General features: G+C 53.8%; 7 protein-coding genes and 1 pseudogene. 3 read left to right on the top strand and 5 right to left on the bottom strand.

Going from position 1 to position 12,251, the window contains the following annotated elements; translation table 11 throughout:
• The first annotated feature begins 40 nt into the window (after nt 1-40).
• Together J4617_RS19305 and J4617_RS19300 are read left to right on the top strand one after the other, a co-directional pair.
• Nucleotides 41-1,663 (top strand): annotated as a pseudogene (locus tag J4617_RS19305) (DUF3300 domain-containing protein).
• A gap of 12 nt (nt 1,664-1,675) precedes the next feature.
• Nucleotides 1,676-2,467 carry a DUF2950 family protein gene (locus tag J4617_RS19300; protein ID WP_000757452.1) on the top strand — a complete coding sequence of 264 codons (792 nt, stop codon included), beginning with the start codon at nt 1,676-1,678 and terminating at the stop codon, nt 2,465-2,467.
• Nucleotides 2,468-2,504: 37 nt separating this feature from the next.
• Here the strand turns inward: J4617_RS19300 and J4617_RS19295 are convergent, their stop codons facing one another.
• From J4617_RS19295 to pdhR, 5 genes are all read right to left on the bottom strand, one after another.
• On the bottom strand, nt 2,505-2,789 hold the full coding sequence (locus J4617_RS19295; protein WP_208290707.1) for a hypothetical protein: 285 nt from the start codon (nt 2,787-2,789) through the stop codon (nt 2,505-2,507).
• Nucleotides 2,790-3,077: 288 nt separating this feature from the next.
• Complete coding sequence (gene lpdA, locus J4617_RS19290; protein WP_001537804.1) at nt 3,078-4,502, bottom strand: dihydrolipoyl dehydrogenase; 1,425 nt, start codon at nt 4,500-4,502, stop codon at nt 3,078-3,080.
• A gap of 200 nt (nt 4,503-4,702) precedes the next feature.
• Complete coding sequence (gene aceF, locus J4617_RS19285; RefSeq protein WP_017465626.1) at nt 4,703-6,592, bottom strand: pyruvate dehydrogenase complex dihydrolipoyllysine-residue acetyltransferase; 1,890 nt, start codon at nt 6,590-6,592, stop codon at nt 4,703-4,705.
• Nucleotides 6,593-6,606: 14 nt separating this feature from the next.
• On the bottom strand, nt 6,607-9,270 hold the full coding sequence (aceE, locus tag J4617_RS19280) for a pyruvate dehydrogenase (acetyl-transferring), homodimeric type (protein WP_000003852.1): 2,664 nt from the start codon (nt 9,268-9,270) through the stop codon (nt 6,607-6,609).
• A gap of 159 nt (nt 9,271-9,429) precedes the next feature.
• The gene (gene pdhR, locus J4617_RS19275; protein ID WP_000331771.1) at nt 9,430-10,194 is read right to left on the bottom strand and encodes a pyruvate dehydrogenase complex transcriptional repressor PdhR; all 765 of its coding nucleotides are present in this window, start codon (nt 10,192-10,194) and stop codon (nt 9,430-9,432) included.
• Nucleotides 10,195-10,756: 562 nt separating this feature from the next.
• On the opposite strand from pdhR, the gene aroP reads away from it, so the two are divergent.
• A complete protein-coding gene (gene aroP, locus J4617_RS19270) occupies nt 10,757-12,130 on the top strand; it encodes an aromatic amino acid transporter AroP (RefSeq protein ID WP_000969487.1) in 1,374 nt (457 codons plus the stop codon).
• Nucleotides 12,131-12,251: the final 121 nt, after the last annotated feature.

The following is a 12,251-nucleotide window of genomic DNA, read 5'->3' as shown; positions in this document are numbered from 1 at the left end:
ATAATGACCATAGCGATTCTCGGGAATCGGGAGAGATAAAATGACGTTGCCCTTTAAACCCCATCTCATTGCCCTTGTGTGCAGTGCCGGGTTATTTGCCGCTTCGGGCGTACTGTATGTTAAAAGCCGCGCTCCCGAAGCGCCCGCGCAGGCGGCAGCTCCCGCCTCTGAGCCAACGCAGACCGCTGTGCCCGCGCCTGTCGCGAAAACGACCTTTACCACTGCGCAAATTGATCAATGGGTCGCGCCTGTCGCGCTTTATCCCGATGCCCTGCTTTCGCAGGTGCTCATGGCCTCCACCTACCCGGCGAACGTAGTTCAGGCCGTCCAGTGGTCGCGCGATAACCCTACGCTGCAGGGCGATGCCGCTATTCAGGCGGTGGCCAGCCAACCGTGGGACCCCAGCGTCAAATCGCTGGTCGCCTTTCCCCAGTTGATGGCGCTTATGGGCGAGAATCCGCAATGGGTGCAAAACCTGGGCGATGCGTTCTTAGCCCAGCCACAGGATGTGATGGATGCGGTGCAAAGGCTGCGTCTGCTCGCTCAACAAACCGGTTCGCTAAAATCCACGCCACAGCAAACCGTCACCAGCGTGCCGAAGTCCAGCGCTTCTACCGCCGTCACGACGACAACCACCACATCCGCCAGTACGCCAGCGACACCGTCGACCGTCATCAAAATTGAACCCGCGAATCCGCAGGTGGTGTACGTGCCGAACTATAACCCCGCGACGGTGTATGGTGCCTAGCCCAATACCGCTTATCCGCCGGTGTATTTACCGCCCCCTCCGGGGCAGCAGTTTGCCGATAGTTTTGTTAAAGGTTTTGGTTATAGTCTGGGCGTCGCCACCACCTATGCGTTGTTCAGCAGCATAGACTGGGATGACGACGATCATCACCACCATGACGACGACCATCATGATGATGATTACCATCATGGTGGTAACGGTTATCAACATAATGGCGATAATATCAACATCAATGTCAATAATTTCAACCGGATATCCGGGCAAAACCTGCCGGGCCAAACGATGGGCTGGCAGCATAATCCCGCCTGGCGCAATGGCGTCCCCTATCCGAATAATACCGTTGCGCAACGGTTCCATCCCACCAATGTTAGCGGCGGGTTAAGCGCAACGCAGCAAGCGCCAGTGTCTCGCGACAGTCAGCGCCAGGCGGCCATGGCGCAATTCCAACAGCGCAGCCATACATCACCCGCTAACCTGTCAGGCGAGACATCCCGCGATAGACAGCGCAAAGCGGCATCGCAGCAGTTAAATCAAATTGCCCAGCGTAATAATTACCGTGGCTATGACGGAACACAAAACAGCAGTCGTCGCGAGGCGGCGCAGCAGACACTGAATAAATCCACCACGCAGCAGCATCGTTCCGAGCTGAAGGCTAAAGCCCAGCAGCACCCTGTTTCACAACAGCAGAGAGACACCGCCCGCCAGCGTATTGAATCCTCTACGCCGCAACAGCGTCAGGCATTTCGCCAGAATATGCACGCCAATGTGTTTAGCGGGAACGACAGTCGATCGCCGTCATGGCAATCGCAACAGCTACGCGGCCTGGAAAGCCGTCGCGGCAGTCACTTAAACACCGAGCAACGCGCCGCCGCGCGGGAACATTTTTCTGAACATCATGAATTTCATCGCCGTTAACCGGAGCAGATAATGAAAAAGGTTATGTTAAGCGCTCTGTTACTGTCGTTACCCTTGCTGGGCTACGCGCAGGAACGGTTCCCCTCCCCGGAAGCGGCCGCCAGCGCCTTCGCCGCGGCGGTAGCCGGAAAAAACGAAACGCAGCTTACCGCGCTACTGGGCGATGACTGGCGGCAATTTCTGCCGCCGGAAGGTGCCGATCCCGAGGCCGTGGCCCGCTTCAATCGTGACTGGCGCGAAGGCCATCGCATTGTACAGAAAGACAATACGGCGCACCTGAATGTCGGACGAGAAGACTGGCAGCTCCCGGTGCCCATGGTGAAAGAGACTGGCGGCTGGCGCTTTGATATGGCGGCAGCCGGGAATGAGATCCTCACCCGTACTATTGGGCGAAATGAACTTTCTACCTTACAGGCCATGCATGCTTACGTTGATGCGCAGCAGGACTATTACTTGCAAAACCATCGCTGGGCGCACAGGATAATCAGTAGCGAAGGCCAAAAAGATGGCCTGTACTGGCCAACCAAAGCAGGCGACGTCCCCAGTCCGTTAGGCCCAAACTTTAGTCCCGCAGCGCCAGACGAGGGTTACCACGGCTACCATTTCCGTATTATCAGCGATAACGACGGTCACGGCGCGGCGCTTCTGGCCTGGCCGATGCATTACGGCGAAACCGGGGTGATGAGTTTTATGGTCAACCAGGACGATCGTATTTATCAGGCGGATTTAGGCAAGGAGACGGAGAGTAAAGTTCAGGCTATCACGCGTTTTGCGCCAGACGCGCAGTGGCAGGTCGCCGAATAACCCGTAAGCGCCTGGCGTTATCGCCAGGCCGTGATCATTAGCCCTGATGCAGCATTAATTCCGGGTGGCCTTGTACCGGCGGCTTGTTGCTGGTCAGCGCGGCTTCATCAGCCTGAATGCTGCCGGAATTAGCCGCCCATACGCCTTCATGCGTGTGGGTGATCTGCTGATGCTGCGCATTCAAATCCTCGCCCATTGCCGCAATATGCGTACTTTCCGTACCACCGCTGTTAGTCGCCCAGGGGATGACGGGATCGCTGGCAAATGCCATGCCGGAAACCAACGTCGCGGTTAGCGCTGCTGTTGTCAGAAAAAGTTTCATATATCAAACCTCATAATTAGCTCGCTATTATTTTATAGGGTTACTAATTTCAGGGTGATGACAAAGTAAGGAGAGGTATTTCTTATGAAACAATTAGTTGATCGAAAATGACAGACAAAGGCACTACCGACGGCATAAGCTTTGAAAAACGTACTGCTGCGGAAAAGATAAATTTTGCGGTTTCGTTATCCTTCGCTATCATTTGACACATCTGATTTGCCATGCATAAAAAAAGCGGCTGTAAAGCCGCTTTTCTGTATCGGGTGGCGCATTGCCACCTACAGAAGATTATTTCTTCTTCGCTTTCGGGTTCGGCAGGTCGGTAATACTACCTTCGAACACTTCAGCAGCCAGACCGACGGACTCGTGCAGCGTCGGGTGCGCATGAATGGTCAGCGCGATGTCTTCCGCATCACAGCCCATTTCGATCGCCAGACCGATTTCACCCAGCAGCTCGCCGCCGTTGGTACCGACAATCGCCCCGCCGATCACGCGGTGAGATTCTTTGTCGAAAATCAGTTTGGTCATACCGTCTGCGCAGTCAGAAGCGATAGCACGGCCAGAAGCTGCCCACGGGAAGGTGGCGGTTTCATAGCTGATGCCTTTTTCTTTCGCTTCTTTCTCGGTCAGGCCAACCCATGCCACTTCTGGCTCGGTGTACGCGATAGACGGGATAACTTTCGGATCGAAGTAGTGTTTCTTCCCGGCGATAACTTCAGCGGCAACGTGGCCTTCGTGAACGCCTTTATGCGCCAGCATCGGCTGACCGACGATATCGCCGATAGCGAAGATGTGCGGCACGTTGGTGCGCAGCTGTTTGTCCACGCGGATAAAGCCACGGTCGTCAACTTCCACGCCAGCTTTGCCCGCGTCGAGGTTTTTACCGTTCGGCACACGACCAATCGCCACCAGAACCGCATCATAACGCTGCGCTTCAGCCGGGGCTTTTTTGCCTTCCATCGAAACGTAGATACCGTCTTCTTTCGCTTCAACGGCAGTCACTTTGGTTTCCAGCATCAGGTTGAATTTCTTGCTGATGCGCTTGGTGAAGACTTTAACGATATCTTTATCAGCCGCCGGGATAACCTGGTCGAACATTTCAACCACGTCGATCTCTGAACCCAGCGCGTGGTATACGGTACCCATTTCCAGACCGATGATACCGCCGCCCATGACCAGCATACGCTTCGGTACTTCTTTCAGTTCCAGAGCGTCGGTAGAATCCCATACGCGCGGGTCTTCATGCGGAATAAACGGTAATTGGATCGGACGAGAACCCGCCGCGATGATCGCGTTATCGAAGTTGATTACGGTTTTGCCGTTTTCGCCTTCCACTTCCAGGGTGTTCGCCCCGGTGAATTTACCCAGACCGTTGACCACTTTCACCTTACGGCCTTTGGCCATACCCGCCAGACCGCCGGTCAGCTGCGTGATCACTTTCTCTTTCCAGGTACGAATCTTGTCGATATCGGTTTTCGGCTCACCGAAGACGATACCGTGTTCAGCCAGCGCTTTGGCTTCTTCGATAACTTTTGCTACGTGCAGCAGCGCTTTAGAAGGGATACAGCCGACGTTCAAACAAACACCGCCAAGGGTGCTGTAACGTTCTACAATTACGGTTTCCAGACCTAAATCAGCGCAACGGAAAGCGGCAGAATAGCCTGCCGGGCCCGCCCCAAGTACCACGACCTGAGTTTTGATTTCAGTACTCATCATGACCTCTTTATTTGTATCCGGCGGTCCGGGGTACTTGATCGCCCATCATCCACCGGGTCGTTCTATCCGCCCGTATCTTACAAAATTGTTAACAATTTTGAAACAACAAACGGATCACGAATTATCGCTTTCGCTAATAACCTCACAAACTCCATGAGATTATCAAAAAAAAGCCGGCCGTCGGGCCGGCTTTTTCATTACATCACCAGACGGCGAATGTCAGACAACATATTGTTGATAATGGTAATGAAACGCGCACCATCAGCACCATCGATCACACGGTGGTCGAAGGAAAGAGAGATAGGCATCATCAGACGCGGCACAAACTCTTTCCCATTCCACACCGGTTCCATCGCCGACTTAGAAACGCCGAGGATAGCCACTTCCGGCGCGTTAACAATCGGCGCGAAGTGGGTAGTTCCCAGACCGCCGATGCTGGAGATAGTGAAGCAACCACCCTGCATTTCGCCAGCGGTCAGCTTACCATCACGCGCTTTTTTGGAGATGGTGGTCAGTTCACGAGACAGCTCGGTCACGCTCTTCTTATTCACGTCTTTAAAGACCGGAACCACCAGGCCATTCGGGGTATCAACCGCCACGCCGATGTTGATGTATTTTTTCAGGGTCAGACGCTGACCGTCTTCGGACAGAGAGCTGTTGAAGCGCGGCATCTGTTCCAGAGCAGCGGCAACCGCTTTCATGATGAAGACCACTGGCGTGTATTTCACATCCAGTTTGCGCTTCTCAGCTTCGGCGTTCTGCTGTTTACGGAACGCTTCCAGATCGGTGATATCGGTTTTGTCGAAGTGCGTAACGTGCGGGATCATCACCCAGTTACGGCTCAGGTTCGCGCCAGAGATTTTCTGGATACGGCCCAGTTCCACTTCTTCAACTTCACCAAACTTGCTGAAGTCCACTTTCGGCCACGGCAGCATACCCGGGATACCACCGCCCGCAGCAGCCGGCGCAGCTTCCGCGCGTTTGATTGCGTCTTTCACGTAAGCCTGAACGTCTTCGCGCAGAATACGGCCTTTACGACCGGTGCCTTTCACTTTCGCCAGGTTTACACCAAACTCGCGCGCCAGGCGGCGAATCAGCGGAGTAGCGTGAACGTACGCGTCGTTTTCAGCGAACTCAGACTTGCCTTCCGCTTTGGCAGCCGGGGCAGCAGGCTTCTCAGCTTTCGCCGCCGGAGCCGGCGCCGCCGCTTCCTGTTTAGCCGGAGCGGCCGCAGGCGCTGCGCCTTCTACTTCGAAGACCATAATCAGAGAACCGGTTTTCACTTTATCGCCGGTGCTGATTTTGATTTCTTTCACGGTGCCCGCGAACGGCGCAGGCACTTCCATGGAGGCTTTGTCGCCTTCGACGGTGATCAGCGACTGTTCAGCGGCAACTTTATCGCCGACTTTGACCATCACTTCGGTGACTTCAACTTCGTCGCCGCCGATATCCGGTACGTTAACGTCTTTTACGCCCGTCGCTGCTGCTGGAGCAGCCGCAGCCGGAGCGGCTTCCGCTTTCGCTGGTGCTGCGGCAGGCGCTGCGCCCGCCACTTCGAAGACCATAATCAGTGAGCCGGTAGACACTTTATCACCGGTGTTCACTTTGATCTCTTTCACAGTGCCCGCGAACGGCGCCGGCACTTCCATAGAGGCCTTGTCGCCTTCGACGGTGATCAGCGACTGTTCAGCTTCAACGGTGTCGCCCACTTTCACCATCACTTCAGTCACTTCAACTTCGTCACTGCCGATATCCGGTACGTGAACGTCTTTTGCCGCTGCCGCAGCAGGTGCTGCTGCCGGCGCCGCTTCTTTCTTCTCTTCTGCCTTAGCAGGTGCAGCGTCGGCTGCACCTTCGGCGGAATCGAAAATCATGATAAGTGCACCGGTCTCGGTTTTGTCGCCGACAGAGACTTTGATCTCTTTCACGACGCCAGCCTGCGGAGACGGGACTTCCATAGAGGCTTTGTCGCCTTCTACGGTGATCAGCGACTGTTCAGCTTCCACTTTGTCGCCCACTTTGACCAGAATCTCGGTGATTTCAACTTCATCTGTCCCGATGTCCGGTACTTTGATTTCGATAGCCATTATTCTTTTACCTCTTACGCCAGACGCGGGTTAACTTTATCTGCATCGATGTTGAATTTGGTAATCGCATCCGCTACCACTTTCTTGTCGATTTCGCCACGTTTAGCCAGTTCGCCCAGCGCTGCAACAACCACATAAGAAGCATCAACTTCGAAGTGGTGACGCAGGTTCTCACGGCTGTCGGAACGGCCGAAGCCATCCGTACCCAGTACGCGATAGTCGTCAGCCGGTACGTAAGTACGAACCTGCTCGGCGAACAGTTTCATATAGTCAGTAGATGCTACAGCCGGAGCGTCGTTCATCACCTGAGCGATGTACGGAACGCGCGGGGTTTCCAGCGGGTGCAGCATGTTCCAGCGTTCACAATCCTGACCATCACGCGCCAGTTCGGTGAAGGAGGTCACGCTATATACGTCAGAACCTACGCCGTAATCTTTCGCCAGGATCTGTGCTGCTTCACGCACGTGACGCAGGATAGAACCGGAGCCCAGCAGCTGAACTTTACCTTTGCTACCTTCGAGGGTTTCGAGTTTGTAGATACCTTTACGGATACCTTCCTCGGCACCTGCTGGCATGGCCGGCATGTGGTAGTTTTCGTTCAGCGTGGTGATGTAGTAGTAAACGTTCTCTTGTTTCTCACCGTACATACGCTCCAGACCATCATGCATGATGACAGCCACTTCGTAAGCGTAAGCCGGGTCGTAAGAGATACAGTTCGGGATAGTCAGCGACTGAATGTGGCTGTGACCATCTTCGTGCTGCAGACCTTCGCCGTTCAGCGTAGTACGACCGGAAGTCCCGCCGATCAGGAAGCCGCGAGCCTGCTGGTCGCCAGCCTGCCAGCACAGGTCGCCGATACGCTGGAACCCGAACATAGAGTAGTAGATGTAGAACGGGATCATCGGCAGATCGTTGGTGCTGTAAGAGGTCGCCGCAGCCAGCCAGGATGCGCCTGCGCCCAGCTCGTTGATACCTTCCTGCAGAATCTGGCCTTTCTCGTCTTCTTTGTAGTAAGCAACCTGCTCACGGTCCTGCGGGGTGTACTGCTGGCCGTTCGGGCTGTAGATACCAATCTGACGGAACAGACCTTCCATACCGAAAGTACGCGCTTCGTCGGCGATGATCGGCACCAGGCGATCTTTGATCGACTTGTTCTTCAGCATCACGTTCAGAGCACGCACGAAAGCGATAGTGGTGGAAATCTCTTTGCTTTGCTCTTCCAGCAGCGCGCCGAAATCTGAAAGTTGAGGCAGCTCTAACTTCTCGGTGAAGTTCGGCTGACGGCTTGGCAGGTAGCCATGCAGCGCCTGACGGCGTTCATGCAGGTATTTGTGTTCTTCAGAACCTTCCGGGAAGGTAATGTACGGCAGTTTTTCGAGATCAGCATCGGCAACCGGCACGTTGAAACGATCGCGGACGTAACGCACGCCGTCCATGTTCATTTTCTTCACCTGGTGAGCGATGTTTTTGCCTTCCGCGGTGTCGCCCATGCCGTAACCTTTAATGGTATGGGCCAGGATTACGGTCGCTTTGCCTTTGGTTTCCTGCGCTTTTTTCAGTGCAGCATAGACTTTCTTCGGATCGTGACCACCGCGGTTCAGCGCCCAAATCTGCTCATCGGTCCAGTCGGCCACCAGGGCTGCGGTTTCCGGGTATTTACCGAAGAAGTGCTCACGCACGTAAGCGCCGTCTTTGGATTTGAAGGTCTGGTAGTCGCCGTCAACGGTTTCGTTCATCAGCTGGATAAGCTTACCGCTGGTGTCTTTACGCAGCAGTTCATCCCAACGACCGCCCCACATGACTTTGATAACGTTCCAGCCAGCACCTGCAAAGATGCCTTCCAGTTCGTTAACAATCTTGCCGTTACCGGTGACCGGGCCGTCAAGACGCTGCAGGTTACAGTTGATAACAAAGACCAGGTTGTCCAGTTTTTCACGGGTGGCGATGGTGATCGCGCCTTTGGATTCCGGCTCATCCATCTCGCCGTCGCCGAGGAAGGCGTAAACGGTTTGTTTAGAGGTATCTTTCAGGCCGCGGTGTTCCAGATATTTCAGGAATTTCGCCTGGTAGATAGCACCGATTGGGCCCAGACCCATAGAGACGGTCGGGAACTGCCAGAATTCCGGCATCAGTTTCGGGTGCGGATAGGAAGAGAGGCCATTGCCGTGAACTTCCTGACGGAAGTTATCCATCTGTTCCTGGGTCAGACGACCTTCCAGGAACGCGCGAGCGTAGATGCCCGGAGAGATGTGGCCCTGGAAGTATACCAGGTCGCCGCCATCCTGTTCGTTGCGCGCACGGAAGAAATGGTTGAAACAGACATCATAGATCGTGGCGGAAGACTGGAAGGACGCCATGTGGCCGCCCAACTCAAGGTCTTTTTTAGACGCGCGCAGCACGGTCATGATGGCGTTCCAGCGGATAGCAGAACGAATGCGACGTTCCAGCTCCAGATTACCCGGGTATTCCGGTTCGTCTTCAACGGCAATAGTGTTGATGTAATTACTGGCCCCTGCGCCTGCCGCGACTTTTACGCCGCCTTTACGAGCTTCAGAAAGCAGTTGGTCAATCAGATACTGAGCGCGCTCAACACCTTCTTCACGGATGACCGATTCGATCGCCTGTAGCCAGTCGCGAGTTTCGATCGGATCCACGTCATTTTGGAAACGTTCTGACATGGGGGTATTCCTTATCTATCTAATACGTTGAGTTATCTGGAACCTGTCCCATTAAACTTTCGTCAGAAAGCTTAATAAGACAGGTTCTGCGTTTAGTTGCCGCGCACATTTTTGCGCGTTATTCACAACATCTTCTGGTTAACGTTCTGCCAGAAAAAACTAATTCTTGCGCTGTTCCAGACGGCGTAAAGCGCGTTCACGACGGCTCTCCTCACGGCTTCTGTCCAACATAATCTCTTCGATAAACGCCAGATGGCGGTGTGACGCTTCACGCGCTTCTTCTGGTTTTCCGGCCATAATGGCTTCAAATATACGGGTGCGATGCGTACTCACCAGCGGCAGCATCTCCCGACGCGCATACAGCAATTCGAAGTTCTGCCGCACGTTTTGCGCCAGCATCGGCTCCATACACCTTAGCAGATGAAGCAATACCACGTTGTGCGCCGCTTCGGTGACGGCGATTTGATACTGGAGCACGGCTTCGGACTCGGCATCCAGATCGCCGGACTCTTGCGCCAGCTCAATAGCATGGTGCAGCTCGCGAATACGGTCTTTATCTTCATCGGTGCTGCGCAGCGCCGCGTAATAAGCCGCAATGCCTTCCAGAGCATGGCGCGTTTCGAGCAGGTCAAACTGGGATTCAGGGTGATCGGAGAGCAGTTCCACCAGCGGGTCGCTAAAGCTCTGCCACAGGCTGCTCTGCACGAAGGTTCCGCCGCCCTGACGACGAAGCAACAATCCCTTCGCTTCGAGACGTTGAATCGCCTCGCGCAAGGAGGGACGGGAGACGTCGAACTGTTTTGCCAGTTCACGTTCCGGTGGGAGTTTTTCTCCGGGACGCAATGTTCCCTCAAGGATTAAAAACTCCAGCTGCTGCTCGATCACATCGGAGAGTTTTGGTTGGCGGATTTTGCTGTAGGCCATGATTTCCTGTCTTAAGCCATTTGCCCGGAGTCAATTGGTCTTACCAATTTCATGTCTGTGACGCTAAAGTAACAAAGTATTCACCTTCTGTCCATACAGGTTTTGATTGAAATCAGTAAAGGAGGCACATTTTAACAATTTTACAGAAATCATGTTTCAAAACTGTAACTGTGCACAAATGTTAAATTTACCCACCTGGAGGTAGATTTAACGTATTTGAAACGATAAAAAATCTCATCTGAACCGATTCAACAGCAGATTAAATGCATTTTTATGCATAAATAATGAATAAAAACAAATCAACCTTTAGAAGGGAAAATAAAAGGAGGTATTTACAAGTGCTTTCTTTTTACGCAACTCGTCATCACCCCTGCACAAAGCAGGTGCATTCGCGGCCACATACCATTATTCTGATCAAGACGAAAGAGTTGAAGTGACATTTTAAAAAACGAGCTTGTAAATAAATCAATACAAAAAGCGGAATTGCAAACTTACACACGCACTACTGCATCGTTCAAAATAAGCGCGTTATGAATAAACCGCGCCCGATACACGAGGTTTTATGATGGACAGTCAGCAGCACGGCGAGCAGCTCAAGCGCGGCCTGAAAAACCGCCATATTCAGCTTATCGCATTGGGCGGCGCGATAGGGACAGGCTTGTTCCTGGGAAGCGCCTCCGTTATTCAGTCGGCGGGGCCAGGAATTATCCTGGGCTATGCGATTGCAGGCTTTATTGCCTTTCTGATTATGCGCCAGCTGGGGGAGATGGTGGTTGAAGAACCGGTCGCCGGCTCTTTTAGCCACTTCGCCTATAAATACTGGGGCGGCTTTGCCGGATTCGCTTCCGGCTGGAACTACTGGGTGCTGTACGTATTAGTTGCCATGGCGGAACTGACCGCAGTGGGTAAATATATCCAGTTCTGGTATCCGGAGATCCCCACCTGGGCTTCTGCGGCAGCCTTCTTTGTGATTATCAACGCCATCAACCTGACCAACGTTAAAGTGTTCGGTGAGATGGAGTTTTGGTTCGCCATTATTAAAGTGATCGCCGTCATCGCTATGATTCTGTTCGGCGCGTGGTTACTCTTCAGCGATACCGCTGGTCCGCAGGCCACCGTGCGCAACCTGTGGGAACAGGGCGGCTTTCTGCCGCATGGCTGGACCGGGCTGGTGATGATGATGGCCATTATTATGTTTTCGTTCGGCGGACTGGAGCTGGTAGGGATCACCGCCGCTGAAGCCGATAACCCGGAACAGAGCATCCCCAAAGCCACTAATCAGGTTATCTATCGCATCCTGATTTTTTATATCGGCTCGCTGGCGGTTCTGCTTTCGCTGCTGCCATGGACTCGCGTCACCGCCGATACCAGCCCATTTGTCCTTATCTTCCATGAGCTGGGCGATACGTTTGTCGCCAATGCACTGAATATCGTGGTTCTCACCGCCGCGCTATCGGTTTATAACAGCTGCGTTTACTGCAACAGCCGTATGCTGTTCGGTCTGGCCCAGCAGGGAAATGCGCCGAAAGCGCTGCTGAACGTCGATAAACGCGGCGTGCCGGTGAGCTCCATTTTGGTTTCCGCCGTCGTGACGGCGTTGTGCGTGCTGCTCAACTACCTGGCCCCAGAGTCCGCATTCGGACTGCTGATGGCGCTGGTGGTCTCCGCGCTGGTCATTAACTGGGCGATGATTAGCCTTGCCCATATGATGTTCCGTCGCGCGAAACAGCAGCAGGGCGTGAAAACCCGCTTCCCGGCCCTGTTTTATCCGTTCGGCAACGTTCTCTGCCTGCTGTTTATGGCGGCGGTATTGATCATTATGCTGATGACGCCAGGTATGGCGATCTCCGTGTGGCTGATTCCGGTATGGCTGCTTATCCTGGGCGTCGGCTATCTGTGTAAAGAAAAAACGGCAAAAACGGTGAAAGCCCACTGATCGTGACGTTACTTTTCCGCCCTCCCCGTCCGGGGAGGGTGTTATCTGCCTCACAGTTTCCCACGTATAACCATTTTATCCATATCAGCGGCGTGATCCTGCTACGCAAAAAAAAGCTCGC

The sequence above is a fragment of the Salmonella sp. 32010601201800023SM genome (assembly GCF_017572235.1).
GTDB classification, from domain to species: domain Bacteria; phylum Pseudomonadota; class Gammaproteobacteria; order Enterobacterales; family Enterobacteriaceae; genus Salmonella; species Salmonella enterica.
The sequence above is the reverse complement of the archived record's forward strand: the minus strand, read 5'-3'. Positions and strand labels throughout refer to the sequence as shown.